The sequence below is a fragment of the Rivularia sp. UHCC 0363 genome (assembly GCF_034931125.1).
GTDB lineage: Bacteria > Cyanobacteriota > Cyanobacteriia > Cyanobacteriales > Nostocaceae > Rivularia.
The window spans coordinates 1-26,990 of sequence record NZ_JAYGHM010000012.1 but is presented as its reverse complement, the minus strand read 5'-3'; the positions used below and the strand labels follow the sequence as shown (position 1 = coordinate 26,990).

At 37.8% G+C, this 26,990-nt stretch carries 24 protein-coding genes; 21 read left to right on the top strand and 3 right to left on the bottom strand.

From position 1 onward, the window contains the following. Window positions 1–104: 104 nt before the first annotated feature. The 10 genes from VB797_RS09215 (at window position 105) to VB797_RS09170 (ending at window position 9,585) form a co-directional block, all read left to right on the top strand. Window positions 105–1,964: a CPBP family intramembrane glutamate endopeptidase gene (locus VB797_RS09215; RefSeq protein WP_323237372.1), complete on the top strand. Its 1,860-nt coding sequence runs from the start codon at window positions 105–107 to the stop codon at window positions 1,962–1,964. Window positions 1,965–2,110: 146 nt separating this feature from the next. Then, window positions 2,111–2,749: a histidine phosphatase family protein gene (locus tag VB797_RS09210; protein WP_323237371.1), complete on the top strand. Its 639-nt coding sequence runs from the start codon at window positions 2,111–2,113 to the stop codon at window positions 2,747–2,749. Between the two features lie 879 nt (window positions 2,750–3,628). Beyond that, window positions 3,629–3,850 (top strand): hypothetical protein, encoded by a 222-nt coding sequence (locus tag VB797_RS09205; protein WP_323237370.1) that lies wholly within the window; start codon window positions 3,629–3,631, stop codon window positions 3,848–3,850. A 472-nt stretch (window positions 3,851–4,322) separates the two neighbouring features. Further along, the gene (locus VB797_RS09200; protein ID WP_323237455.1) at window positions 4,323–4,574 is read left to right on the top strand and encodes an ADP-ribosylglycohydrolase family protein; all 252 of its coding nucleotides are present in this window, start codon (window positions 4,323–4,325) and stop codon (window positions 4,572–4,574) included. 77 nt (window positions 4,575–4,651) lie between these two features. Next, a complete protein-coding gene (locus VB797_RS09195; protein WP_323237369.1) occupies window positions 4,652–5,248 on the top strand; it encodes a TetR/AcrR family transcriptional regulator in 597 nt (198 codons plus the stop codon). Window positions 5,249–5,357: 109 nt separating this feature from the next. Next, on the top strand, window positions 5,358–6,095 hold the full coding sequence (locus VB797_RS09190) for an SDR family oxidoreductase (protein WP_323237368.1): 738 nt from the start codon (window positions 5,358–5,360) through the stop codon (window positions 6,093–6,095). A gap of 29 nt (window positions 6,096–6,124) precedes the next feature. Then, window positions 6,125–6,679: a type 1 glutamine amidotransferase domain-containing protein gene (locus VB797_RS09185; protein WP_323237367.1), complete on the top strand. Its 555-nt coding sequence runs from the start codon at window positions 6,125–6,127 to the stop codon at window positions 6,677–6,679. 33 nt (window positions 6,680–6,712) lie between these two features. Continuing rightward, the gene (locus tag VB797_RS09180; RefSeq protein ID WP_323237366.1) at window positions 6,713–7,690 is read left to right on the top strand and encodes an aldo/keto reductase; all 978 of its coding nucleotides are present in this window, start codon (window positions 6,713–6,715) and stop codon (window positions 7,688–7,690) included. Window positions 7,691–7,712: 22 nt separating this feature from the next. Then, window positions 7,713–8,345, top strand: a complete 633-nt coding sequence (locus tag VB797_RS09175; RefSeq protein ID WP_323237365.1) for a glutathione S-transferase family protein — start codon at window positions 7,713–7,715, stop codon at window positions 8,343–8,345. A 124-nt stretch (window positions 8,346–8,469) separates the two neighbouring features. Continuing rightward, window positions 8,470–9,585, top strand: a complete 1,116-nt coding sequence (locus tag VB797_RS09170; RefSeq protein WP_323237364.1) for an alkene reductase — start codon at window positions 8,470–8,472, stop codon at window positions 9,583–9,585. 157 nt (window positions 9,586–9,742) lie between these two features. Here VB797_RS09170 and VB797_RS09165 read toward each other — a convergent pair whose 3' ends face one another. Further along, entirely contained in the window at window positions 9,743–10,261 is a 519-nt protein-coding gene (locus VB797_RS09165; RefSeq protein ID WP_323237363.1) for a hypothetical protein, read from the bottom strand. Between the two features lie 209 nt (window positions 10,262–10,470). Between VB797_RS09165 and VB797_RS09160 the strand changes: the two genes are divergently transcribed. The 8 genes from VB797_RS09160 (at window position 10,471) to VB797_RS09125 (ending at window position 18,112) form a co-directional block, all read left to right on the top strand. Next, a complete protein-coding gene (locus VB797_RS09160; RefSeq protein ID WP_323237362.1) occupies window positions 10,471–11,148 on the top strand; it encodes a response regulator transcription factor in 678 nt (225 codons plus the stop codon). A 3-nt stretch (window positions 11,149–11,151) separates the two neighbouring features. Continuing rightward, entirely contained in the window at window positions 11,152–12,594 is a 1,443-nt protein-coding gene (locus VB797_RS09155; RefSeq protein ID WP_323237361.1) for a sensor histidine kinase, read from the top strand. A 143-nt stretch (window positions 12,595–12,737) separates the two neighbouring features. Then, on the top strand, window positions 12,738–13,352 hold the full coding sequence (locus VB797_RS09150) for a Uma2 family endonuclease (protein ID WP_323237360.1): 615 nt from the start codon (window positions 12,738–12,740) through the stop codon (window positions 13,350–13,352). Window positions 13,353–13,668: 316 nt separating this feature from the next. Next, entirely contained in the window at window positions 13,669–13,854 is a 186-nt protein-coding gene (locus VB797_RS09145; RefSeq protein WP_323237359.1) for a DUF4278 domain-containing protein, read from the top strand. Window positions 13,855–14,198: 344 nt separating this feature from the next. Beyond that, window positions 14,199–14,429, top strand: coding sequence for a peptidoglycan-binding domain-containing protein (locus VB797_RS09140; RefSeq protein ID WP_323237358.1), 231 nt, complete (start codon window positions 14,199–14,201; stop codon window positions 14,427–14,429). Between the two features lie 212 nt (window positions 14,430–14,641). Continuing rightward, the gene (locus tag VB797_RS09135; RefSeq protein WP_323237357.1) at window positions 14,642–14,866 is read left to right on the top strand and encodes a hypothetical protein; all 225 of its coding nucleotides are present in this window, start codon (window positions 14,642–14,644) and stop codon (window positions 14,864–14,866) included. 204 nt (window positions 14,867–15,070) lie between these two features. Continuing rightward, window positions 15,071–16,075 carry an NADPH:quinone reductase gene (locus VB797_RS09130; protein WP_323237356.1) on the top strand — a complete coding sequence of 335 codons (1,005 nt, stop codon included), beginning with the start codon at window positions 15,071–15,073 and terminating at the stop codon, window positions 16,073–16,075. 486 nt (window positions 16,076–16,561) lie between these two features. Further along, window positions 16,562–18,112, top strand: coding sequence for a glycoside hydrolase family 10 protein (locus VB797_RS09125; protein ID WP_323237355.1), 1,551 nt, complete (start codon window positions 16,562–16,564; stop codon window positions 18,110–18,112). A 73-nt stretch (window positions 18,113–18,185) separates the two neighbouring features. Here VB797_RS09125 and VB797_RS09120 read toward each other — a convergent pair whose 3' ends face one another. Next, the gene (locus VB797_RS09120) at window positions 18,186–20,543 is read right to left on the bottom strand and encodes an ATP-binding protein (protein WP_323237354.1); all 2,358 of its coding nucleotides are present in this window, start codon (window positions 20,541–20,543) and stop codon (window positions 18,186–18,188) included. Window positions 20,544–20,885: 342 nt separating this feature from the next. Continuing rightward, window positions 20,886–21,632, bottom strand: a complete 747-nt coding sequence (locus tag VB797_RS09115; protein WP_323237353.1) for a class I SAM-dependent methyltransferase — start codon at window positions 21,630–21,632, stop codon at window positions 20,886–20,888. 361 nt (window positions 21,633–21,993) lie between these two features. Here VB797_RS09115 and VB797_RS09110 point away from each other — a divergent pair, with 361 nt between their 5' ends. The 3 genes from VB797_RS09110 (at window position 21,994) to VB797_RS09100 (ending at window position 26,973) form a co-directional block, all read left to right on the top strand. Further along, window positions 21,994–24,471, top strand: a complete 2,478-nt coding sequence (locus VB797_RS09110) for a type II CAAX prenyl endopeptidase Rce1 family protein (RefSeq protein ID WP_323237352.1) — start codon at window positions 21,994–21,996, stop codon at window positions 24,469–24,471. A gap of 625 nt (window positions 24,472–25,096) precedes the next feature. Further along, the gene (locus tag VB797_RS09105; protein ID WP_323237351.1) at window positions 25,097–25,429 is read left to right on the top strand and encodes a Mo-dependent nitrogenase C-terminal domain-containing protein; all 333 of its coding nucleotides are present in this window, start codon (window positions 25,097–25,099) and stop codon (window positions 25,427–25,429) included. A 797-nt stretch (window positions 25,430–26,226) separates the two neighbouring features. Then, complete coding sequence (locus tag VB797_RS09100) at window positions 26,227–26,973, top strand: creatininase family protein (RefSeq protein WP_323237350.1); 747 nt, start codon at window positions 26,227–26,229, stop codon at window positions 26,971–26,973. Window positions 26,974–26,990 lie beyond the last annotated feature (17 nt).

Below are 26,990 nucleotides of genomic sequence, written 5' to 3'. Positions count from 1 at the left end.
GCTTGTTTCCTTTGTCCAGTAAGCTTTTCAAGCTTTTAACCGATAGTTTTAGCATACTATGTACTGAAGAACCAAAATTATTAAATTATTAAATTATTAAAATTATGACGAACGTAATTATATTTGTAATTTGCCTAATTACTGGTTATATAGTTGCTCGATTTTTGACCAATAAGTCCACACAAAGTAAACCGTCGAACTATAAAATTAACAGCAGTTCACCTTTGTTCCATAGCAATTATTATCCAATTAATCAAACAGTTAACTCGCAATATCTACCTGTTGCAGAATGGAGCGGTCGCTTAATTCTACCGACAGAAAATAAAAACGAGCGTTTTGTAGAGTTTGAAGTGCAAAATGCTCCCGATTCATATCTGCACCTGCTTGGTAAAGTCTTAAAGTTGAAGTGGAGTAACGACGAAAAGGTGCAAGAATATGTCAAACGGGTCAGCTTTGACGTTAACTTTACCAAGCAAGCGAAAAAGAGTCATCAAGCGGGTAAAGTTCATCCCATTAGATTAGATGGTCGTTCTCAGGTTGACCCTCTAGAATCTTTAGCTGGTGCAAGACTGATAGATGATGTCTGCGTGATGCTATTGCAGCCAGAAGTACAAACAGATGCAGGGGGAGAGACACACTTAGTTATTAAAGAAGAACCCGTGCAAATTGCCGGACGTTTTGTTGGTTTGGTAAAAATTCAAGCAAGAATAGAGTTAGAAAGCGATTTATTTCGAGTTCATCACTACAATAAAGCCATAAAAAACTTTGACAAAGAACGCGAGGAAATCCTCTGCATACCCCAAGTACCGCAAGACATCCAGGGAGTTGCTCGTTCAAGTAATCGAGATATCGAAATATCGCCCCTAAATTCCCAAGGTTGGTACATTTACGGCGCACCTAATGCCGAAGGAACATTTGTAGTACAAGCGATTGAACCCCGTGCTTTAGTAAAAGTAGAACCACAAAAGGTAATTGTAAAATTACAGCAAGTATTTGAATATATCAAGTACGAAATGTGGTCAAACATTAAATTGCAAAAAGGCAATTGCGAAACAGTTTTACTCGCACCGAATGCGGTAAACGCAAAAAACGCGGTGTCTCAATGGCAATTGGGAGAAAAAGCCTTACTGATGCATTTATTTGGTGGTATTGGTGGTCGCAAAGCAGAAGCAGCGGCTTGGTTGCCGGTTCCAGGTCACTTCTCCTACGGGATTGCAGAAGTAGTTCGCGATCGCATTACGTCAGAATTACGCTTCGACATCGTTTACTATCAAGTTTATTGTCACAATCCAGAAGCAGTTATTTCCGGCAGTTTAACTTGGGCTGCTTACATGGGTTCCTTATGGAGAGGTTGGCTGGGAACTCGTCCCGTTAGTGATATTTTGGTGAAATACGAGCCGATAACTACCGATTATAATTTTGATGGAATTAAATTATCTCCTTTAACAGAATTTATCGAGGAACTTAGAGAAATTACAGCCCGTTATCGCGTCGGTGACGGAACAGGTGCATCATTGATTACCCCCACAGCTTCCTGCGTTCAAGATTCCAACCAAGCACTTTACTCCACAATTTACGATATTCAAAGGTTAGTAAAGTCAAACCCAAAGATTAGCGAATGGTTAGAAAAGCATCCGAAAGATAAGCAGACTCAGTATTTTAACGAATTAATCTCTTTAGGAAATATCTTAGAAAAACAGTTAATTCCTCTGGGAATTGTCCGACGAGACTGGCAAAAAAATGCCAAAGATTTATTTGGAACTAACAATAAAAACGACAATATTATTACAACTGCGACCAAAATGCTCAGAAGTTGGCGAACTGTATTACCTAAGAGAGCGCAGGACGAAACCACGAAAATTTTTCTCAAGCAAGGTGCTACCGCATGGGTTTTAAGAACTAATCAAGTGGGAGGATTTGACGATGCCATTTTACCTGTAGCCCCGACTACTATTTTTAGGTAGGGAATTGGTAATGCGTAATTGGGCATGGGGCATTGGGCATAGTAAGATTGATAGCGAGCGAGACGCTCGCACTCCTAACTCTTCATTCCTAACTTATTTTTCTAATGATATTCGATAGGATTGCTAGGTACCTTATTGCTTGGTTTATGGCTCTCAATTTATATTTACTGCGACATGGAGAAACTACTTTTAGTCAAAGTGGGAATTTTTGCGGGAAAACTGATGCGGAGTTGACTCCGGAAGGGGTGCAGATGGCGGAGGCTTTTGCTGATGTTTATCAAAAACTGAAGTGGGAAGCCGTTTATGCTAGTCCGATGAAGCGCACTGTTGCGACCGCAAAGCCTTTTTGCGATGCGATCGGTATGGATATGCAGTTGCGTGATGGACTTCGAGAAGGTAGCTATGGCGAATGGGAGAATAAAAGTAAAGCGTTTGCTCAAGAAAATTACGCTGAAAACTATGTTAAATGGTTGACAGAACCGGCTTGGAATGCGCCCAAAGGTGGAGAAACTGCGGTGGATATCGCCAACCGTTCGATGCCTGTAATTGCCGAAATTCAGGATAAACATCCCCAAGGTAATGTTTTAGTAGTTTCTCATAAAGCTACGATTCGGATTATGCTTTGCAGTTTATTAGGAATTGATTTAGGACGTTATCGCTATCGAGTTAATATTTTAGTCGCGTCAGTAAGTATGGTTACATTTGATGTTCATGGTCCGCTATTGGAAATTTTAGGCGATCGCTATCATATGCCAGAGCATATTCGCAATCGGAAAGGAACTTAATTAATTCGTAATACCCTTCCCTACGGGACACCTTGCGGTGAACGGGAACACAGAAAGGTGAACGTAATTCGTAATTAATATTTAAGGAGGTTTTTGGGCTTCCTTTTTTTATGTTAATTAAAGGATATAAGTTCGTGGTAAGGCAATGCACTTTAAAGTATTGTGGCTGCCCTTTATTAGCTTTGTCTATTATGCTTGCTCGTTTAATTACAGGATTGATTACAAGATTGTGGTTTTATTCCGTATTAATTATCTACTATATAATTGTTACTTCTCCCGCACGCAATATGAATTTTGGTACCGACAACGTTTATATCTTTGAGCGTGTTGATTCCTAAGAATATTTAAATGTGCCTTACAGAAAAACAATATATTCATTTTTTAATTCATCAGGACTTAGGATATTGTCACAATACCCAGTTGGTGCGTGACATCACAAACTTGATTATTTCGTTCAAAATAAAGGAAAAGTGTCACACACTAGGGTGTTGACTCTGTAACTTTTTAGGAGCTAAAAATTCATGCACAATTTATATTTCATTAATAATGGTGCGTCACGGTAAATTCAAATTCCTTCGTTACCTTGATAAATTGTCGTAACCGTCACAGCACCCTTCAAAGAAAGAATTAAGCAAAAATAAAATCAAAATGGCGTTAAGTGAAGCTCACCGAAGGTATCGCTAAAAAATCATTCAAATTTTGTAGGGTGCTGTGACGGCTAAAATAATTTATCGAGCATAACGAAATAATTTACAGATGCCGTCACGCACCATTATCAATCGATTGGTTCGTGACGCTAAATTCAAACTTTTTTTAACGCATTTTCTACAAAGTCAACACCCTACAAGAAAAAATGTGCCTTTTTGCTAAGTCCTATTCGTGTCAAATACAAACGATATTCCCATGATTTGCGCTTTTAATTTCTTGCAATGTTTATCGCTTAGGGATGCTTTCGGGGAAAAGTTTTTTCTATATCCTGATGTTGCTCAAAATATTATTGCATCTCGCACTATTGAGGAAATACCTTGTTATTACACGGATAATACCCAAATGGCGCTGTCGATTTACTCGATTTTACGGGAGCATGACGAAATTAAGTAAGGCAAATTAACAGAAAGTTTTGCTCACAGGTATAGCAATCAGAAAACTAAAAATTGTTAAATAAAATATTAAATTATCCCATAATTTAACTACTTAAGTCAAATAGATGCTTATCTAACACTAACTTATGTAAACGGAAATTGGATTAAGTTTTGTAAATTATCAAAAATAGGTTCAAAAAACAGGCTGCGTACTACAAATTAACCATGATTTATCCAGCTTTTAAGCAACAAAATTAAAATTGCTAATTACTTTCGCAAGCATATCAATAGGTATTACATTTTGTAACTACTATTGTGCTGTTACTTTATTGATAATAGCATCAATAAGTCAGAGATTTATTAAGGAATGTTTCAATAAGTTAAGTTTTAAGTATAGCAACATCGAATTAAAATTTAAATTTAGATAACCAAGGATTATATTTTCTTCGTAGGGTGGGTTAGGCATTCTAATATATTGAAAGAGGTTACAAATTGAAAATGCCGTAACCCACCAACATTTAGCCGTAAAATACTGTATTTCTGCAATATTAGGAAACGGAACCAAAGTTTCAGCACAGGATACGGTACCTTTTACTTTATGGTGTGCTGCTCAACATTTAGACAATTACGAAGAAGCCCTCTGGTTAACGGTTAGCGGTTTAGGCGATCGCGATACTAATTGTGCGATTGTCGGCGGCATTGTTTCTTTGTCTACGGGTGTGGAAAGTATTCCAGATGCGTGATTGGAAGCGCGAGAAGCTAGTTACGCAGAGTTTTTTCTTTGACAATAATAGACGACTGGTCTACTATATTTATTATTATGAAACGTACTGATAAACGTAGCGAACTAATTCGTGTTGGCAGGGAAATTATTGGTCAACGAGGATTTAATTCGGCAAGTCTTAACGATATACTAACCACTGCTGGGGTTCCCAAAGGTTCCTTTTATTATTATTTTGCAAGTAAAGAAGATTTTGGAGTGGCAATTATTGATGATTTTGCGCTTCAATATCAAACTAAGCTGAAACATCTTTTAGAAGACGAACAATTTTCTCCTTTAACGCGACTGCGTAACTTTTTTGAGTCAAAAATTACAGAGATGGAAACCTCCAACTGTACTGATGGCTGTTTAATTGGTAATCTGGCTCAAGAGTTGTCAGCACAAAATGAATTGTTTCGCGACCGCCTGAATCAGGTTTTTGCTGATTGGGAAGAATATTTTGCTCGCTGTCTAAGAGCAGCTTACGAAACAGGAGAAATTGATAGCGATCGCAATCTTGACGATTTAGCTCGGTTTGTTTTGTCGAGTTGGGAAGGAGCGATCTTACAAGCTAAGGTGACGAAATCGGTTGTACCGATGCAAACCTTTGTCAAAATTCTATTCCATCAGGTTTTAGGTAAATCTACCTCTAGTTAGATTAAGTCAAATTTTTAAATTAGTACTATTTATTAGTTGATAGACGACTGGTCTACTAGTTGATAAGTACTAAGACGCTATCAATTGTTTAATAGAGTAAGGATTAACCATGCCTAATATCAAAGACAAAGTTGTCATTATTACAGGAGCAAGCAGCGGACTAGGTGAAGCTACTGCCCGTAGATTGGCTAAAAATGGGGCTAAGTTAATGCTTGCTGCCAGAAGAGAAGACAGTCTCAAGGAATTAGTTTCTGACATTCAAAAAGATGGTGGTATTGCCAAGTATCAAGTTACAGATGTTACCGATCGCTCTCAAGTTGAAGCATTAGCCAAAGCCACCCATCAAGCTTACGAACGTATAGATGTTTTGGTTAACAATGCCGGTTTAATGCCTTTATCACCTTTGGATGAAAAGAAGGTTGATGAGTGGGACAAGATGGTAGATGTGAATATTAAAGGGGTATTATACGCTGTTGCTGCGGTATTGCCGATCATGCGACAACAAAAATCCGGTCATATAATCAACCTCTCCTCAGTTGCGGGACACAAAGTATTTCCTGGAGGTACAGTTTACTGCGCTACCAAGTTTGCTGTCAAAGCTATTTCGGAAGGAATTAGACTCGAATCCAACGGTGAAATTCGTTCGACAAATATTTCCCCTGGTGCGGTAGATACCGAATTGACCAATACAATTTCTCACGAAGAGACAGCTAAAAATGTGAATAAAATGTACTCCGTAGCTATCGATTCCGATGCGATCGCTCGTGCAATTACCTTTGCGATCGAGCAGCCAGAGGATGTCGATGTGAACGAGATGATTATTCGTCCTACCAAGCAAGAACTTTAGAATCAACCCATTTAGGAATTAACAATCTCATGACACAAGAATTAAATAACAAAAAAATTGCCATCCTCGTAGCTGATGGTTTTGAACAAGTTGAAATGACCAAGCCCAAGCACGCTTTTGAAGATGCTGGAGCGCAAACTCATATCATTTCCATAAATAATGACCGCGTTCAAGGCTGGAATCATTTTGATAAAGCAGACTTTTTCTCTGTAGATGTTTCTATAGATAAAGCTTCATCTGCTGACTACGATGCGCTGTTGCTTCCTGGTGGAGTCGCGAATCCCGACCAATTACGCACCAACGATAAAGCGGTGCAATTCGTTAAATCGTTCTTTGACGCTGGTAAACCCGTTGCTGCTATCTGTCATGCATTGTGGACTTTAATTGAAGCCAAAGCTGTTAGCGGTCGTACTTTAACTTCTTGGTCATCGCTCAAAACCGATTTAGAGAATGCGGGAGCTAACTGGGTTGATCGCGAAGTTGTGGAAGACAACGGCTTAGTTACCAGCCGCAACCCTGACGATATTCCCGCTTTTAATGCCAAAGCAATTGAGTTATTTGCTAAAGAGCTAGTAACTAAATAAATATAGTTCAACAAAGTTTATCGGAGAAGCAATATGGAAACACGCAAATTAGGACAGGGATTAGAAGTTTCCGCTCTCGGACTCGGCTGCATGGGTATGTCCGAGTTCTATGGTAAACGTGATGATAGTGAGGCGATCGCCACAATTCACCGCGCTATCGAACTCGGCGTAACGTTTCTGGATACGGCTGATATGTACGGGCAGGGTCATAATGAAGAACTTGTTGGTAAAGCCATCAAGGATCGCCGCGATGCGATTATTTTAGCGACCAAATTTGGTATCGTTCGTAGCGAAGACCCAGCTTCTAGAGGCTTTAACGGTAAGCCAGAATATGTACATCAATCTTGCGATGCTTCCTTAAAACGCTTAGGTATTGATACCATCGACCTTTATTATCTGCACCGCGTCGATCCTGAAGTTCCAATTGAGGACACCATAGGAGCAATAGCAGAATTAGTGCAGCAAGGTAAGGTACGCTATCTCGGACTATCTGAAGCTGCTCCGGCAACCATTCGTCGCGCTCAAGCAGTACATCCAATTAGTGCTTTGCAAAGTGAATATTCCCTGTGGAGTCGCGATCCTGAAGATGAAATCTTGCCTACGGTACGGGAATTAGGGATTGGTTTCGTAGCTTACAGTCCTTTGGGAAGAGGTTTTTTATCTGGAGAATTTAAAAGTCCCGATGATTTTCCCCAAAATGATTACCGTCGCAATTCCCCGCGCTTCCAGGGAGACAATTTTTATAAAAACTTAGAATTAGTTGAGCGGGTGAAAGAAATTGCTCAAGCCAAAAAAGTCACCGCGAGTCAATTGGCGATCGCCTGGTTACTAGCTCAAGGAAATGATATTGTGCCGATTCCCGGAACAAAGCAGCGTCAGTATCTAGAAGAAAATGTCGCTGCTGCGGAGATTACCTTAACTTCAGAGGAATTAAATCGAATTGAAGCCGTTGCTCCCCAAGGAACTGCCGCAGGCGATCGCTATGCTGACATGAGTCAAGTCAATCGTTAAATCCAATTAATTAATTTTAACCATGCCTAATTTAACTCTTTACGGTACACCCCAAAGCACCTATGTCCGCACCGTGCGACTGTTATTAGCAGAAGCAAATATCGATTATGACTTGAAAGATATCGGCATCTTTAACGGTGAGAACAACACAGATGAATATTTAGCCAAACATCCATTTGGGAAAGTCCCCACAATGGAAATAGACGGAAAACAAATTTATGAAACAGCAGCTATTACTTACTACATCAACGAAAAAATGGCTGGTAGTAAATATAGTCCGTCGGATATTTTGACGCAAGCTCGAATGCTTCAGATTATGGCGATTATTGATAACTATCTTTATGCTCCTGCTGTTGGTACCATTGTGATTCAAAATTTAATTGTACCCAGTCAGGGAGGGCAAACTGATAAAGAAGCAGTCAAAGAGGCAGTAGCACCTACCCAAAAAGCTTTGAAAGCAATTGAAGACTTGTTTATCGGCAGTCCTTTTTTGGTAGATAGTTTAATTAGCATTGCCGATTTTTACCTAATTCCAATTTTTGTTTATCTAGCGCAAACACCAGAATTTGACGCAGTTACGGCTCAAACACCTAAATTAAAAGCTTGGTGGGAACAAACTAAGAATCTTGCCAGCGTTAAAAATGTCTGTGCTTAAGGGAGAATATTAAGATCCCCCCAACCCCCTCAAAAAGGCAGGGCTTGCGTAAGTTTTGTTCTAATTAATCCAAAATCCATTCACGAAGTGTGTCCGAAGGACATAATCTAAAATCTAAAATCTAATGACTCAAACAAACCTTTCCCACCTCCTCAGTGTTTTCAATCTTGGTAATCTTTCTCTCAAAAACCGTGTGGTAATGGCTCCCTTGACTCGCTCTCGTGCTGGTTCGGAAAGGATACCTAACGCTTTGATGGCAGAATATTATGCTCAACGAGCAGGTGTAGGTTTAATAATTACCGAAGGGACAACTATTTCCAAACAGGCAAATGGTTGGCTGCATACACCTGGTATTTATACTGAAGCGCAAACAGAAGCTTGGAAACAAGTAATTGATGCCGTACACGCGAAAGGTACGCCGATCTTTTTACAGCTTTGGCATACGGGTAGGTCTTCTCACAGCAGTTTTCAGGAAAATAATCAGCTTCCCGTTGCACCTTCGGCAATTAAAATTGAAGGTTCGGAAGCTCACACACCTAATGGTAAACAGCCTCACGAAACTCCTAGAGCGCTACAAACATCAGAAGTTTCTCAAGTCGTGGAAGATTACCGCAAAGCCGCAGCCAATGCCAAACAAGCTGGTTTTGATGGAGTAGAAATTCACGCTGCTAACGGCTATATAATAGATGAATTTTTGCAATCTAAAACCAATCACCGCACCGATAAATATGGTGGTAGTTTAGAAAATCGCTATCGTTTTTTGAAAGAAATTGTAGAATCGATTCTTACCGTATGGGATGCGGATAGAGTGGGAGTACGACTTTCCCCCAACGGTAATTATAATGATATGGGTTCTCCTGATTTCCGAGAAACTTTTACATATGTAGCGCAACAGTTAAATAGCTATGAATTAGGTTATTTACACATGATTGACGGTTTGGCTTTTGGTTTTCATGAATTAGGAGAACCAATGACTTTAGCCGAAATTAAAAAAGTCTATCACGGTACTTTAATGGGCAACTGCGGTTACGACAGAGAAAGTGCGGAAAAAGTTATTGCTTCTGGTGATGCCGATTTAATTGCTTTTGGCAGATCAATTATTAGCAATCCCGATTTAGTTGCGCGTTTTGCTAACGGTTGGGAACTAAATCCCGATCCAGACATGGCTATTTGGTATTCCTTTGCAGCTGAAGGTTATACAGATTTTCCTACCTATAAAGAATCTGAGGTGACTGTTTAAGTATTTGCTGCATTAATTCCAACCTGTTGTAGAGACGTAGCAGTGCTACGTCTCCCAGAGTTTACCGGATAAACAAACCATTCAAAATTAATTAAATAGCATTCCACATCTGCAAGATCCCCCCAACCCCCCTTAAAAAGGGGGGATATTTTAACAGCTATTCGGGACGTTCGGGAGGATTTTCGGGTACTCCTAAAGCATCTTTGAATTGCTGTTCGGTAACTCCTAACTTCGCTGCTGCTGCGGCAAAATCTGGTTTGGGTCGTGGTCCAAAGGCTTCTTTTAATTGTTCTTTGGTAATTCCTAACTTTGTTGCTGCTGCTTCAAAATCTGGTCTGGGTGGTCTTTGTCCTTCGCTAACTTCGGGAGGATTGTCGGGAACTCCCAGAGCATCTTTTAACTGTTGTTCGCTGATTCCTAACTTAGTTGCAGCAGCTGCAAAATCTGGTAAGGGTGGTTTTCCTAATGCATCTTTTACTTGTTGTTCGGTAACTCCTAATTTAGTAGCTGCTGCTTTTAAATCAGGTTTGTGTCCTCTAAGCTTTCCTTGGGATGGTTGGTTCTGAGCAATAATTTGAGTTGTGTCTGCTGCGTCGGTTTTGTTGATTGAGGTAAATGCTAATGTTCCGATTAGTACGGGGATTGCAGTTAAGGTCAAGACTTGATTAAGTTTCATTCTTAAACTCCGAATAAGTTGCTTACATTTATGATTAAGCCAGTTCAAAATTACGGTTAAGTGCGATCTTTGATTACAATTTTGTAATTTAAGTTTATGAGTAGCGAATTTAGAATAGAACTATTCAAAAAGAAGAAAAGAAATTATAAAAAACCGCAGAGACGCTGAGGACGCTGAGGAAAGAGAAAGAGAGAAAATAATCTATATATATGAATGTTCTGTTTGTCGAAGATGAAGCGAAAATTGCTGACTTTGTGCGGGCTGGTTTGAAGGAGCAGGGATTTACTGTAGATTACTGTGAGAATGGTGATGATGGTTATTTGCAAGCTTTGGATAATGAATATGATGCAATTGTCCTAGATATTATGGTACCGGGGAAAGATGGGCTATCAATTCTCAAACATTTGCGTCGGGAAGGTCGAAATACTCCGATAATTTTATTGACGGCTCGCAACGAACTTGATGACCGATTGCAAGGTTTAAATTTAGGGGCTGATGATTATATTGCTAAACCGTTTTTTGTCGAAGAATTGGTAGCTCGGATTCATGCCGTGATTCGTCGTAGTGTTGGAGAGCGGCAAAATTTTCTGGCTGTAGGAGCTTTGAAGTTAGATCGAATTACTAGGGAAGTTACTTGTAGTCAAAAAGCGATAGAACTTACCACTCGCGAATTTAACTTGCTCGAATATTTAATGCGATCGCCAGGAAGAGTTTTTACTCGCACTCAAATATTAGAACACGTTTGGGGCTATGATTTTAATCCCAATACTAATGTTGTAGATGTTTGCATTCAGCGGATTCGTAAAAAAATTGACCTGATTGAGAAAGAAGGCTGGATTGAAAGTATTCGCGGGGTTGGTTATCGGTTTCGTCAAGTAGATACTTGAACAATGAAATTTTCTTCGTTTCGCTTACGGATTGCTTTGTTTTCTGCGACTCTTGCTGGTAGTGCTTTAGTAGGATTTGGTGCGGTTTCCTGGTTCCAAATTTACAACGCAAAGCTTAACCGTTTAGATACACAAATCATCAATCAATTGATGCGAGCAGTTCCTCCACCCGGACGAGAACCTCCTCAGTTTTACCAAGAAGACCAATGGCAAATTTATCAAGAAATGCTATCTCGGATCTTAGGAGCAAATACACAAACTCCGATCGCGCTTTTAGTCTTTGATGCAGAAGGTAATAAAGTCTATGAATCCTCAGAAGTAATTGGAGATCAAGATTTACAAGGTTTACTGATTAATAAATTGGCATTGACAAAGCTAATTCCTCGAATTCCTCCTCGCAAACCATCCGTGCGATTACCTCCACCTCCCCCTTCTTTAATTACAGAGTCTACCAAAACCGGAGCTTGGAGAATTAGTACAGTTAAATTTCCTAATGCTCAGATTGCGATCGCGGTTAATTTACAAGTAGTCGATCAAGAGATGGCTACTATTAACAATATTTTCTTGATTTCTATCCCTGGAGTATTGCTATTAATCGCGATTGGTGGATGGTTGTTATCTGGGAGCGTGTTACGTCCGATAAATCAATTAACCACCACAATTCAACAAGTTAATGCGAAAGGGTTAGATAAAAGAATTCCCGTTGAAAAAACAGATGTGGAATTTGTCGAACTGATTCGGGTATTTAACCAAATGTTGGAACGTTTGGAACGCAGTTTTCATCAAGCTTCTCGCTTCAGCGGTGATGCTGCTCACGAATTGAAAACCCCGTTAACTATTTTGCAAGGAGAATTAGAAAGAACATTACAGCAAGTGACTCCCGGAAGTGAAGTACAGCAGCGGTTGAGTTATCTATTAGATGAAATTCACCGTCTGGGCGCAATTATTCGCAAACTTTTACTGCTGTCTTTAGCGGATGCGGGACAAATGAGTTTATATCTGGTAGAGGTGGATATCTCAGAGTTATTATTCGAGATGTTGGAAGATTTGGAAATGTTGGCTCCAGATTTGAGCATTCAAACTGATATTACTAAAGGATTGAAAATAAAAGGCGATCGCGATTTACTGATGCAGGTTTTGCAAAATCTAATTAGTAACGCAATTAAATATAATCTTGCTGACGGTTGGATCAAAGTTGATGCGAAGCAAAGTAATAATTCACTTCAGGTAACAATTGTCAATGCATCGAACAAGATTTCTATAAGCGATCGCGCTTTAATTTTTGACCGTTTTCATCGTGGAGATCCATCTCGCAACCGTAAAATAGAAGGAATTGGATTAGGATTAAGTCTTGCCCGTGAAATTGCCCGCGCTCATCATGGTGAGTTGATGCTTAACCCAGCTTCTGAAGGTGAAACTTCTTTTACTCTTAGTTTACCGATGTAGTGAAGTTTGTAGTTTGTAGTAGTAGTTTGTAGGTTGGGTTAGGTTCACCAAAAAATTAATTGTAAACAAACAATATATATTTGAACCGTAACCCAACATTAACAACTTTAGAAATCAATCCAAAATCTAAAATCTAAAATTGTATGGCTCAAGCAATAAACAAACTAACAACCTTTGAGGAATTCATTGAATGGTATCCTAATAATGGCATACCTTACGAATTGCACAAAGGAGTAATTGTCGAAATGCCACCACCTACTGGCGAACATGAAAATGTGATTGGCTTTTTAGTTGGACAGATAGCTCTTCAGTATTTACACAAGGGATTACCTTACCGTATCCCCAAAACTGGACTTGTCAAAACTCCTGACAATGACTCAACCTATTCCCCAGATATTGTGTTGGTTAATCATGACAATCTCGTCAATGAACCTTTATGGAAGAAACAATCTACACTTGTTCGATCTGCATCAATTCCTTTGGTAGTTGAGGTTGTAAGTACTAATTGGCGAGATGATTATCACGACAAGTTTGGGGATTACGAAGAAATGGGTATCCCTGAATATTGGATTGTCGATTATGCATCTTTGGGTGGTAAACGGTTTATTGGCAACCCCAAACAACAAACTATTACGATTTGCGAATTAGTTGATGGTGAATATCAAACTACTCAATTTCAGGGTAATAAGCTAATAGTGTCTCCCTTATTTCCTGATTTAAATCTTACAGCACAACAAATTTTTGATTCTGCTTTGTGATGTATTCAAATTCTTAGTTTGTAGTTTGTAGTTTGTAGGTTGGGTTAGGTTCACCAAAAAATTAATTGTAAACAAACAATCTATATTTGAACCGTAACCCAACAAAAGAGTGGCGGATATTTTACAATATGGGTTACGACACTTTGGTAATAAAGTTTTTAAAGGGATTCTGCTTTGTTAGGGTCTTGCAATTATCCGAATCTTTATCTTCAAACTGCATAAGTTGATATAATTTGCACCCATTTATAAATAGAGGAAAGAACAAATACAATTTTTTCTTTTTCTTATATCAACTAAAATATTTCAGGATTAAACAATGAAACTAACTTATCGCGGAGTTTCTTACCAACATAATAATTCTCCCATAGAAACTTCCGAAACCAATATATTTGCAATTTATCGCGGTATACCTTATTGCATTCGTCGTTCTGTTTCTTTTCGTCAAAATGAGCAATTACAGAATAATCTCAAATATCGCGGTATATCTTACTCGATAAATTAAACTAATAGAACAGAAGATTTGCGGAAATATTTAGTTTGGATTAATTAAGTCAGCATATAAAATTAAACTATGAAAAGCGAACTAAATTAGATCGTAACGCTCTTATATGTACTCTTAGCTAACCAGTCTCAACGGTAAGCTTTTCTAGTTTTCTTAATAACTCGATTAAAATAAATCACCATCTGTGTATTTCTATTGCCATCTATATTACTTTCAGTCAAAAAACTTGTAAAGCATTAACAAATGTTTCAAAGTATAAAGATTGATTGGTTTACAGACATTTGTTTTTGATAAATGCGCTAACAGAATTTAAATTAAGTAATTGTCACTAAGGGGAGAATCTCATGGTTAAAAATACTTTTATGACGCTTAAAGAAGGCTCAACTGGAGATGCTGTAGTTAATTTGCAGGAGTGTTTGAAAACGGTTGGTGTTTACTCTTGCAGAAGCAATGGTGTTTTTGACGAAAGAACTAAAGCTGCTGTAATCAAGTTTCAGAAAAATAATGCAATGACCGCTAATGGAGTAGTAGGACTGGCAACCATGTCTGCATTAGTTAGATGTTGGTGGTATTGATAGCATCATGAAAGCTTGAACTGTATTCTCAAGAAGGCTTATCGCTAATATACTAAAAGCTTTTTACAGCAGGGTACGGTATTCAAATATAGTAACTCTATATGAATTTTAATAAATTTAGGTTTCAATAAACCTGGTTTTTATCAAGAAGCTGGGTTTTTAATTTAAAAAAGGAATAGGGGACAGAAAGCTTATATCATTTCTTTATAAAAATGCCTGTTAATCATCAATTGCTAATCTCTCAATCACAATATCAACTAAATCATCTACAAAATTCTCGCTCTGAGAAAATTGCCGTTAACGCCATATGCTCCGGTTGGGTGAAAACCGATATGGGTCTAGAGCAGGGAGCAGATACAGCGATTTGGTTGGTTACTGTTGCACCTCGCGAGGAGACGGTTAAATATTGGCGCGATCGCAAAGTAATATCTTATTAGTGTCGGATTATAAAACCTTACTAGACACAGAGAGCGCAGCGAAAAGTGTGGTCTTGGGGGTCTCCCCCATGAACAACTTTTCAAGACAGAGGAAAGAGGAAATAGAGATAATTTCGATATCAAGGGATTTAATATTATTTATTAACTGTTCCCTGTTCCCCATTCCCTCTACTCCCTACTCCCTACTCCCTTAAGGTACTAACTATGAGCGAACAATTAATGCAGGCTGCTTGGTACGAAAAACAAGGTGCAGCACAAGATGTAATTCAGTATGGAGAAATGCCCATACCCGAACCTGGTGCTGGTGAAGTGCGAGTCAAAATACACGCTTCGGGTGTAAATCCATCCGATACAAAAACCCGTGGTGGTTGGGGTGGTATCGAGCAGAAATTTGAGCGGATTATTCCCCATCAAGATGGTGCGGGGGTAATTGAAAGTGTTGGGGAAGGTGTTTCTAATTCTCGTATTGGAGAACGAGTTTGGATTTATGAAGCCCAACAGGGAAAACCATTTGGAACTGCTGCGGAATATGCTGTGCTACCCAGTGAAAAAGCCGTTACCTTACCAGATAATACCAGTTTCGTCGAAGGTGCTTGTCTTGGCGTTCCAGTCATGACTGCTCATCGTGCTGTATTCGCAGACGGTGCGGTAAAAGGACAAACGATTCTCGTCACTGGGGGAGCGGGTGCCGTGGGTAACTATGCGGTACAGTGGGGTAAATGGGGTGGTGCAACTGTAATTACTACCATCAGCAGTCCTGAAAAAGCAAAGATTGCCGAAACTGCGGGTGCAGATTACATGATTAACTATAAAAATGAAGATGTAGTCAAACGCATTCAAGAAATTACTGGCAGAAAACGGGGAATCAACCGTATTGTTGATGTTGATTTTAGTAAGAATTTATTTGTAACCGATGCAGTTTTACGTACTAACAGTGCGATCGCCATATATTCAGCAAACCCGGATGATGCTCCTGCTTTACCAATTTTGTCGCTGATGTTAAGAAATATTGTTATCCGTACAATATTGGTGTATACCATGCCTGAAGAAGCAAAACAAGCGGCGATTCGAGATATTACGACTGCTTTAGTTGCAGGTGCATTGCATCATAATATTGCTCAACGATTCCCATTAACAGAAGTTGCTGCTGCTCACGAAGCTCAAGATAGCGGCAAGATGATTGGTAAGGCGATCGTGGAAATTTCTTGATTCGGGTTATTTATTCAGCAGTTAAAAATCTGGCGGTTGAAACCGCTGCTACACAAACAAAGTCCACCTCCGTGGACTAATTATATATAAACCCACGCAGGTGGGTTTCGCCTGTTTAGACGCGGTTTCAACCGCCGGGTAATCTACAAACTTTTACTACAAACCTATTTAAATCGCTAAAATAATTGTGTAATTAACCTACATTCTAAAAATGAATTCTCAACCATCAATCAAAAGATTTTCAATAGGTATATTAATTGGACTTTGCATCGCAGCAATCTCTTGGCTTTGTTCAATTTATTTTCATGTGTCTATTTCTTTAGTTCAAGGAATTATTGGCAGTTCATTATTGGCAATTTCTTTCGGAATCCTCGCTACCTTTAGTGGAATAGATAAATTATTAAACAATTTACCCGATTTCTAAAACTATGGAACTTTCATTCCCAATTCTAAATCTTAACTAGGTGGTGGATCTTCCTGTAACATATGACATCTATACTAAAAACCAAAGCAATTCTAGTTAGCGTACTATTACTGGGAATTGCTTCTCCCGTTTATTCTCAACCAAAGCCAGGTAAATTAGAAAATATCACACCTCCTGCCGTTACGAGAGAGTTTCGCGGTGCGTGGATTGCTACCGTTGCTAATATCGATTTTCCGTCAAAACCCGGTTTAACTACTGAAGAACAAAAGGCTGAATTGGTTTCTCTACTGGATAAAGCGGCGGAAATAAACTTAAACGCCGTAGTTTTGCAAATTCGCCCAATAAGTGATGCTCTATACAACTCACCTTATGAACCTTGGTCGGAATTTCTCTCCGGAGAAATGGGTAAACCACCACAACCGTTTTACGATCCTTTAGAATTCGCAGTTACAGAAGCACATAAACGAGGTTTAGAATTACACGCTTGGTTTAATCCCTATCGCGCTCATCATCCCGAAACGATATCTCCTATTTCTAGTAACCATATCAGTAAAACAAGACCGGATTTTGTGAAACAATACGGTAAATATCTGTGGTTAGATCCCGGAGAAAAGCAAGTTCAAGATTATTCGTTGAAAGTAATTTTAGATGTGGTTCGTCGTTACGATATTGATGGAGTACATATTGATGATTATTTCTATCCCTATCCGCAACGTGACGAACAAAATAAAATAATAGATTTCCCCGATGAAATTAGCTGGAATAAATATTTAAATACGGGAGGAAAGTTAAATCGTGCTGATTGGAGAAGAGAGAATATCAATACTTTTGTACGTCGGATGTATAGCGATGTAAAAAAACAGAAACCTTGGGTAAAAGTTGGTGTTAGTCCCTTTGGAGTTTGGCAACCGGGTTATCCAGAAAGGATTACTAATATAGATAGAGGAGCAACTTTCAACGCTTACGAGCAGATTTATGCAGATTCTCGTAAATGGTTGCAAGAAGGTTGGTTAGATTATCTTGCACCACAATTATATTGGAAAATTGAACAAACAGCACAAAGTTATCCGGTATTATTGAATTGGTGGTTGAGTCAAAATACAAAAAGTAGAAGTATTTTTCCCGGAATTTATACGAGTCGCATTAGTAACGAAAAAAGTAAAGGTTGGGATGCGAGCGAGATAGCTTATCAAATCAGAACAACGCGAGGTTTTACAAAAACTAGCGGGAATATTCACTTCAGCATGAAAGCTTTGATGGAAAACCGTGATGGAATTGCGGATACTTTAAAAAATGAAATTTATGCTCAACCAGCATTAATTCCCGCAACACCTTGGTTAAATAACATTAAACCAAATAAACCAGAATTAAAAATTATTCAAGATAAAAAGTTAGGACAAATAAGACTTTATTGGCAACCCAAAGGTAAGCAACAAATTCAGTCTTGGGTAGTGCAGATCAAGAAGGGTGATGAATGGACTACAAAGATTTTACCTGGAAGTAATAATTCGTATTTTGTCAATGATATGCAGGTAGAGAATATTGCCGTTTCTGGTGTGAGTAGGTATGGAATTGGAGGGAAAACTGCGGTGGTGGGTGTTGAAGAAGAATGATTTTTTCCCGTAAGGTACATTACCCATTACCAATTACCCATTACCCATTATCAATTACCCATCCTCCTGTAAATCAATCCCGAATTGAAATTTTAATAATGAACTCTGTTCCCCCACAAACATTAGAAATACATTCCAGAGAACCTTGATGTTTATCTTCTATAATTTGTCGTGCGATCGATAAACCCAATCCAGTTCCATTACCAACACCTTTAGTAGTAAATAAATGGTCAAATATCTGCTTTTTTACATTTTCCGATATACCAGGGCCATTATCTTGAATATGAATAGCAATCTGATTTTTTCCTATTAATTCTTCAGTATAAATTTTAATTTGATTTGGCTGTTCTTTAATTTCTTCAAAACTGCGTCCAATATTATAATCATCTAAAGCATCAATTGCATTCGCTAAGATATTCATAAATACTTGATTTAACTGACCTGGGAAACAATCAACTTTTGATAAATTGCCATAGTTTTTAATAATTTCAATTTCTGGACGTTTTTCATTCGCTTTTAAACGATGTTTTAAAATTAAAATTGTACTGTCAATACCTGCATGAATATCAAAACTGGTTTTGTTGTCAGTATCCGCTCTCGAAAAAGTTCTTAGAGAAGTACTAATATCTCGAATTCTATCGGTTCCCAGTTTCATGGAATCAATCATTTTGGGTAAATCTTCTAGCAGAAAATCTAAATCAATTGTTTCGGCATTTTCTTTAATTTCTAATACTGGTTTTGGATAATGTTGGTGATATAGCTTCAAGTGATGAACTAAATCTTGAATATATTCATTTGCATGATGTAAATTACCATCAATAAACCCAACTGGATTATTTATTTCGTGAGCAACTCCAGCAACTAAATTACCTAATGCTGACATTTTTTCGCTTTGTATCAGTTGGGTTTGCATCTGTTGTAAATCTTTCAGAGCTTGTTGAGCTTGTTTTGCATTTATACGAGCTTTGTTATAAAGTTCTGCTTGATTGAGAGCAATTATCAATTGTTGTTTAACTTGTTTAATTAATTCTACTTCTTCCTGCGTCCAATCACGCCGATCGCTACAGGCACATAAAAGAATTCCAATATCCCCAGAATTATTCATGAAATTTTGAGTCAAAACAGAATTCAGGTTTTTAGACGCGAAAATTTTATTAAAAATTGGTTCGTTAATTGTAGAGATGTCATTTATTATTTGGTTATCTGAGCTAATTAAATTTTCTAAAAATATCTCGTTCTTTTGAGTAAAATTGGGCTGATCAAAAATAGTAAATTTAGATGTACTTACTTCTTCATAAACTATATCCCAGCTAGGACTATGATTATGACAACGATACCAAGAAAAGCTACAGTAATCTAATTGTAATAGCTGATAAATTTCTTTAACGCAGCTTTCAAAAATACTGCTCAATTCAAGAGAGTGAGAAATTTGACTGGATAAACGACTTCTAAGTAAATCTTCACGCTGAGAAAATTCCTTAAGTTTAGCTTCTGCTTGTTGACGTTCTAATATTTCATGACGAAATTTTTTATTAGTTTCGTATAGTTGATGATGAGTATAAATATAATCCAGAATTAATCCAGTTAGCGGTACTAAATAAGCAATAATCTTGAGAAAATGAGCAATATTAAAATGATTATCGAATAAAGCACTAGAACCAAAAGCCATATGTGTTTGTGTGGCTATATTCGGAATCACGCTAATAATTAATCCGTAGGAAAATAAACTTGGGTATCTTTTGTAAAAACGTGGATATATAAAAATACCACTAATTATAAATAAAATTAGAGGCAATACATCCCAAGGACGAGTAATTATAGATTCAGAAAACAAAGTTTGAGGAAGTCTTTCACTCGTAGCGCAAATATTAATAATGGCATAGGAAAGTAAGCCAAAAGCAAAGCTGATTAATCCAACAAAAGCAAAACTTCCGGTTATTTTTTTAGACTTACCTAGCAGAAAAATACTAATACCTATCATTGTTAATAAAGCATTAGCAAGACGACAAATTGCCCAAGTAAAAGGAATCAAGTTGCGATTATCAGCAATAGCTTCAATTAAGCGATCGGCTGCTAAAGTGTGGAAAGCATCCATCATTCCAGCACAAAATAAAGTTACTCCTAAAATCGGTGTAGTTACATCTGCTTTGATTTTGAAATGAGCGAAAGATAAAATAACAGTAAAAATCGCCGTACAAAACGCACTCCATTCCAAAATGGTATGCAGAAAACTACCGGCTAAAGTGCGATACATTATTTCCTTAACTTCCGCTGCTTCGCTTACTTGCTGAATTAAACTTAAATCTGGTGGTGTCGGTGAAGCGAAATCGATGCCTAAAAGATTTAAAGTAAAGGGTAGCAGACAGATTAACCATACTAGCCATATTAATAATTTAGGTAGTTTTGGGAGTGGATAGGATGAAGTATTCACAACAAAAATTTCTATAAAAATTTGATAGACGAGAGCTTTGTCTTGATATTTGTCTAATTAGATTAGAGTTTTATTGACGCTACTCTAATTAGATTAGATTCTTGTTTTTAGTATTCCCTTAAAAATCAGCGAATTAACACGATAGAGGTCAAATAATCAAATATATTTAAGAATTAGGGACAAAATAATCCCAAATCTCGTTGTAGACAAATATTGACGACAAATACCCAGCCCCCACTCAGAGCCGGTTTGAATAATGATTTTGTATATATTGTATTCTTTTTCAGAAGATAATCGTAATCTTCATTGGATTAATTGATGGTATCTATTATAAAAATGATATTATTTACATGAAGCGATCAAAATAATCGAAGCAGGTTTTTGAGTAATTGAATGAATCGGTTCTCGACACTCTAAAATCGAAAAACCCGAAGATTTCAGCAAAGTTATCCACGTTTCTAGCTTGCGAAAATACCAAGGTGCTGCTTGTTTAAATTCCGAACTAAAACCGTTCCATAATTCTTGTCTCCATCCATCAATATAAGGTAGTTCTCCACAACCAATTACCGGATGAAGCGTTTGAATAAATAATAATTGATTGTTTTTTAATAAGCTAGGAATCGAACGAATTAAATTATCTACAGTTTCTTTTCCCAAAAGAGAAAAATTGCAAACAGCAGCATCAAATTTACTACCTGAAAAAAGCCCCTGTTTCATAATAGGTGCCTGAGAAATAGAAAGCCTCCCTTTTATAAGAGGGGTTGGGGGGATCTTATTACTATTTATAATATCTTCGTAGGAAGCAACTTGAAATTTACCACACATCAACTGCGCTTTTTCAATTAATTCAGAAACCCCATCAACACCCCAAGCTTCTATTCCCTTAATAGTCAATTCGCGAGTTAACCAACCTTCACCACATCCGATATCGAGAATATTTGAAGGAGAATAATTCGTAATTGCATCGATAATCGCGTTATTTGTCACAATTTTTCGACTTGCAATTTCTTCGTTTTCTATAGCAATTATCCAAGCCGATGCATTTTGATTCCAACTATCAAGAACCGATTCGTCGTTGAGATTCAGCATGATGGTTATTTTATTTCTTTCAGTTATTAATAAATAATTAACAATAAAATATAATTATGGTATGTAAACATCCGATAATATGTTTCTGGTGAATATATTACATGACCGAGGTTATTTTGGATTTGTCCGGACAAATCCAAAATCTAAAATCCAAAATCTAAAATTGGTTGACGGTGCATAATTAAAAATACAACAGTAAAGGATCGTAGTAAGGGCTTAAGCCCTTTCATCTGAAAATTGGAGTCGTTACTACAAACCTACTAAATTTTCCCCAAAAGCATACTGTGGATATTGCCGAACCAAGTAACAATTGTTAACCTCTACATTAGTTACTCAAACGGGATAAAAAATCACTCTAAATATGCAAAACTACAAGCTATCAATAAACGGGAGGTCGATATACAGAAGAAGATTCAAATTCCTAATACTCGTAATTATACTTACTATTTGTACAAGCTTTACTTTTCTACAACTCCTAGCTAGTCAACAAAGTAATTATCTAATCCACTCCCAACAAAGCTTCAACCAACCTCAGTATTATCCTTTAACGCAAACCGTCGATCCCAAATATCAACCAATCGGTAACTGGGTAGGAAGGCTAATTTTACCTAAAAAAGACAAGATAAAAGATGATTCCGACTGGGTATGGTTTGAAGTTCAACACGCACCATCCGCAGCAACAAACTTAATTGGAAAAGCAGTGCGCTTAGAATGGAAAAATCAACCGCAGTTAAAATCCTACATCAAAGCTGTCACCAGAGACGTTAACTTTACACCTGCAACATTTAAAAGTCAAAAACAAGGAAATATTCACCCCGATCGCTTAAATAAACGCTCCCAAGTAAAGCCGCTACAGTCTCTCGCAGGTGCAAGACCAAAGGATGATGTAATTGTTACTTTAGATAATGCAGAAGTTATAGAAACTAATAATCAGCAAATTTTACAAATTAATCAAGAACCTGTTCTCGCACCCGGACGCTTTTATGGTTTAGTTAAAATAATTCAACGAAATAATCAACTAAATAATAATAAAGTTGAATTCTTCCAAGTTCGTCATTATAACCAGGAATCAGGTAAATTTGACGGTATTGAAGAAACGGTTTATATTCCCCAACAGGCTATAGACACGCGGAATATTCGACCATCAACAACATATAAATTAGAAGATTCACCCGCAGGTAATGCCGGATGGTATATTTACGGAGCCAAAAACAATCAAAGTATATTTACTGTCCAGGCATTAGTACCGCGTTCCTTGTTTCAACTGCAACCCGATAAAGTGATTTTAGGAATGGAAGCGGGACGTGAGTATATCAAACAATATTGGGATATTGCAGCTACAGACAAAGGTAAAATAAACAAAGTTTTAATTGATCCCAGCGCGACGGAATCGCAACCAGTATCTCAATGGCAAGAAGGCGATAAAGCTATAGTATTAAACCTTTTTGGCGGTATCGGTGGTGAAAAAGCCGAATCCTTGGGGGTGCCAAAAACTATTACCGGACACTTTGCATTTGGGATCGCGCAAATAGTTCGCAGCCCCTTCACTAAAGAATTAGAATTTAAAATTAAGTATCATCAAATTTACGCTCATAACTCCGATGGCATAATTTCCGGAACGCAAACTTGGGCAAACTATATGGGTAACTTGCAGTGGGGATGGTTGGCAACTCGTCCCGTTACCGATATCCTCGTTAAATTTGACCCAGTTATCCAAGATTACAACTTTGACGGCATCACCATTTCACCATTAAACGAATTTGTACGTCAATTACAAATAATGATGGCACGCTATCGGGTGGGAGATGGTACCGGGAATGCTACTGTAAGTCCAGCAGCTTCCTGCATTCAAGACTCCTCCCAAGCACTTTACAGCGCGATCGCAATTATCAAGCATCTTGTAAAATCAAATCCGACGATTCAAAGCTGGCTACAAAATCATCCTAACCATCCGCAAACTTTACGCTTCAAGCAACTTTCTTCCTTAAGTTCAGCTTTGGAACGGGAGCTAATTCCTTTGGGAATAGTCCGTGCTGACTGGCAAAGCAATGTAGATATTTTAGCGGGGATCGGTGACACCAAAGAACCCTTTAGAGACCCTAGTATTTGGGCTGGACTGACAACTTGGCGGACAATAATGCCTAGACAAGCACAAGATGAGCTAGCCGGTTTATTCTTAAAGCAAGGTGCGAAACTGTGGTTTCTGCAAACTTATCAAGTCGGAGGATGGAACCCAGAGATTGCACCTCTAGCACCGACACCCCTATTCGGACAAATCAAACTTCCTTTTACCAAAGTGTCTATAATTTCAATAATTCTTAACCGCATCCTCGCTTCCGTTTTCATTCCAGCTTGGCATGATTGGTTGATTGCTAGTTTAGCTTTGTTGATTTATGCAGCCATAGCCATACCTTTAGGCTTTTCCACCGGATTTTTACATTTACAAACATGGTCAACTAAACCCATCCATTACCCATTTTTCGTATTACGCTGCTTACTAACACCCGCGATTACAGAAGAATTCTTCTTTAGAGTTTTATTTATTCCCCATCCCACCGAAGTCGTCAACTGGTCGAAATGGATTTGGGCTGGATTGAGTCTGCTAATATTCGTTATTTACCACCCTCTGAACGCCAAAAGCTTTTATAAAGATGGATATCCCACCTTTTTCGACCCGATTTTCCTCATATTGGCAACTTTACTCGGAATTACCTGTACTATAACCTACGCTTTGACGGGTTCGGCATGGATAATTATCTTCATCCACTGGGTACTAGTAGTGCTTTGGTTGGCTTACTTCGGAGGAATGAGCAAGTTAGAGGAAAAGGTCAAAGGTTAAAGGTAATAACTTCTCCCCTCCTCTGCTCGCTACTACAGCAGTTTACAAATAAATGAGGTACATTCCCCTACTCCCTTATAACGATATGTCTTGTACCTCACTCAAATGAAATCGGCTGTAATTCTTTTTCCCATTCTTGGACGCAATAGTAACAGCAAAAATTCACATAGTCTTTAAATATATACATAGTTATTAAAAAATTATTAATAATATTAAAATTTGTAAAATCCATGACATTTTGCAAAATAGGTAATAGACTAAAATCGTAGTAAGGAAGCAGATTGATTAGAGTGTAATCTAGCTTTAGCAAGAACAAAACCTGGTTTATTTTCGAGAAATTCTATCTAAAGGTACTACTGCCTGAGAAATAGCTAGCGTACATTAAATAGATGAAATTAAGTTTGATTCTGCACCAAGTAATTTTGATTTTGTTCCAAAAATTAAGTTAAAAATCGGGAACTTTATCTTATGTTTATGCTTCTGTATTAAACAGAACAGTTTTTAGGCAGATGGTGAGGTTAGATAATCAATATCGAAAGTATTCTCAAATAAAACATATTTAGATACTTTTGCAGTGTTTTGGTCGGATTACTAGGAACAATCTGAGGGGAAACTAACAATAGTTATGTTAGAAGCAATTAATAATTTTACCGCATTCAATAACCAATCTGAAAGTCAAAAGCGAAGAAATAAGCCTAAATTTGACTTTTTACAGCCTTTGCGTAAATGGCTAGATTCTCTAGAAATTCAAAATCGTAAATTAGCGCATTTTATTGCCAAATTAATTCCAGCGGACTGTCCATTTGAACGAGATATCGTATTGCTTGGACGTAAACTGGTTCATATCCCACCTTTATGCAAAATAAATCCGCTTTACGAACAGTTTGTCGGTTTGCGTTTTCGCGCTTTATGTTATTTAGTAGACCAGTGTGGTGAGGATATTCAATCTTACTGCTAAAAGCTAATTCAAACAAAGTCGTTTACTTAACAATTGAGCGTCAAGCTTTTTAATAACATCTGAATAAATTGGATGTTTTTGAACGGGGAATTTAGCGGAAAACAGCATTAAAATTTCCCTGGGGTAATGACGCTCAAAAAATTTAAAATAATAGCTAGCGATTCGCTCTTAGTAATTAGCAGCTATCAATTAAAATTTGATAAAGTATTTTTCATGTATTAGCAGTTTTTAGATTAGCTGGATTTACTTTCTAGAAACGTTTATAAAAATATATTTACTAAGATAAATATTTCATCGATAGTACTTAATTAGTTTAGAGATAGCAGAGAAACGACTTATAAATAATTAGGGATCAAAGTAATCTAGAATTTAAACTCGATTGCACAAAATATTAGTTAGATTTAATTTAAATTAAAGAAGAAAATTTTATTCTCGAATCTCGTTAAAAGGTTCTACTTTGTATTCCAATTTTGAATAACTTGTTCCTTGCCTCTGGCAAGGAATACAGTGTTTAGAGGCTCTGCCTCCAGTATTACTCCTATCCCGCTCTCTTTTCTCTGCGCTCTCTGCGTCTAGTAAGGTTTTTGATTCGGTAATCTTCTAGCGCGTTGGGAGTAAAGCGTGAGGCAGAGCCTCATGTAATGTATTCCCAGTCAGAGACTGGGAACAAGATATCAACACAAAATTTGCATAAATAAACAGAAAAATACCATTTCCAGCAGTACGACTAAGAACCAACGTCAATTTAATTGATGAAACAGTATCATTAGGATATTAGCTCGGAAAATCACCAAAAAATGTTACTGCATCTTAGTACCTGGCAAGAAGTTGAAGCTTACCTACAGCAATCTCAGGGTATTATTTTTCCTATCGGCTCCACCGAACAACATGGGCCAACAGGATTAATCGGTACCGATGCAATTTGTGCAGAATCTATAGCTCGTGGTGTTGGTGAAGCAACTCAGGCAATAGTAGCACCAACAATCAATATTGGAATGGCACTGCACCACACCGCTTTTCCTGGCAGCATTAGCTTGCGCCCCAGTACGATGATTCAAGTTATCAAAGAATATGTAACTTGTTTGACCAAAGCTGGTTTTACCAAGTTCTACTTTATCAACGGACACGGTGGGAATATGGCCACTCTCAAAGCTGCTTTTTCCGAGACATACGCCGATCTAGCAGATTTGCAGATCCCCAATGCTGACAAAGTTAAATGTAAACTCGGTAACTGGTTTATGTGCAGTACCGTATATAAATTAGCTAAGGAATTATACGGCGATCAAGAAGGCTCTCACGCTACCCCTTCCGAAGTTGCACTGACACAGTATATTTATCCAGAATCGATAAAACTTGCCGAGCTATCACAAGAAGTAGCCAGCGGACACAGAATTTATGGTGCAACTGACTTTCGCAAACATTATCCCGACGGCAGAATGGGTTCAAACCCCGCTTTAGCAACACCTGAACACGGCAAGCAGTTTTATGATGCAGCAGTCAAAGAAATGAGTAACGATTATCTCAAGTTTTTGAATGAGGAATAGGGAATGGGTAATAGTTA

Bases quoted from the DNA above. Each gene is read 5' to 3' on its own strand.
- VB797_RS09185 (WP_323237367.1), top strand. From the start codon at position 6,125: ATGACACAAGAATTAAATAACAAAAAAATTGCCATCCTCGTAGCTGAT.
- VB797_RS09140 (WP_323237358.1), top strand. From the start codon at position 14,199: ATGGTTAAAAATACTTTTATGACGCTTAAAGAAGGCTCAACTGGAGAT.
- VB797_RS09105 (WP_323237351.1), top strand. From the start codon at position 25,097: ATGTTAGAAGCAATTAATAATTTTACCGCATTCAATAACCAATCTGAA.
- VB797_RS09125 (WP_323237355.1), top strand. From the start codon at position 16,562: ATGACATCTATACTAAAAACCAAAGCAATTCTAGTTAGCGTACTATTA.
- VB797_RS09155 (WP_323237361.1), top strand. From the start codon at position 11,152: ATGAAATTTTCTTCGTTTCGCTTACGGATTGCTTTGTTTTCTGCGACT.
- VB797_RS09190 (WP_323237368.1), top strand. From the start codon at position 5,358: ATGCCTAATATCAAAGACAAAGTTGTCATTATTACAGGAGCAAGCAGC.
- VB797_RS09175 (WP_323237365.1), top strand. From the start codon at position 7,713: ATGCCTAATTTAACTCTTTACGGTACACCCCAAAGCACCTATGTCCGC.
- VB797_RS09195 (WP_323237369.1), top strand. From the start codon at position 4,652: ATGAAACGTACTGATAAACGTAGCGAACTAATTCGTGTTGGCAGGGAA.
- VB797_RS09110 (WP_323237352.1), top strand. From the start codon at position 21,994: ATGCAAAACTACAAGCTATCAATAAACGGGAGGTCGATATACAGAAGA.
- VB797_RS09115 (WP_323237353.1), bottom strand. From the start codon at position 21,632: ATGCTGAATCTCAACGACGAATCGGTTCTTGATAGTTGGAATCAAAAT.
- VB797_RS09150 (WP_323237360.1), top strand. From the start codon at position 12,738: ATGGCTCAAGCAATAAACAAACTAACAACCTTTGAGGAATTCATTGAA.
- VB797_RS09100 (WP_323237350.1), top strand. From the start codon at position 26,227: ATGTTACTGCATCTTAGTACCTGGCAAGAAGTTGAAGCTTACCTACAG.
- VB797_RS09165 (WP_323237363.1), bottom strand. From the start codon at position 10,261: ATGAAACTTAATCAAGTCTTGACCTTAACTGCAATCCCCGTACTAATC.
- VB797_RS09170 (WP_323237364.1), top strand. From the start codon at position 8,470: ATGACTCAAACAAACCTTTCCCACCTCCTCAGTGTTTTCAATCTTGGT.
- VB797_RS09130 (WP_323237356.1), top strand. From the start codon at position 15,071: ATGAGCGAACAATTAATGCAGGCTGCTTGGTACGAAAAACAAGGTGCA.
- VB797_RS09210 (WP_323237371.1), top strand. From the start codon at position 2,111: ATGGCTCTCAATTTATATTTACTGCGACATGGAGAAACTACTTTTAGT.
- VB797_RS09160 (WP_323237362.1), top strand. From the start codon at position 10,471: ATGAATGTTCTGTTTGTCGAAGATGAAGCGAAAATTGCTGACTTTGTG.
- VB797_RS09180 (WP_323237366.1), top strand. From the start codon at position 6,713: ATGGAAACACGCAAATTAGGACAGGGATTAGAAGTTTCCGCTCTCGGA.
- VB797_RS09135 (WP_323237357.1), top strand. From the start codon at position 14,642: ATGCCTGTTAATCATCAATTGCTAATCTCTCAATCACAATATCAACTA.
- VB797_RS09145 (WP_323237359.1), top strand. From the start codon at position 13,669: ATGAAACTAACTTATCGCGGAGTTTCTTACCAACATAATAATTCTCCC.
- VB797_RS09215 (WP_323237372.1), top strand. From the start codon at position 105: ATGACGAACGTAATTATATTTGTAATTTGCCTAATTACTGGTTATATA.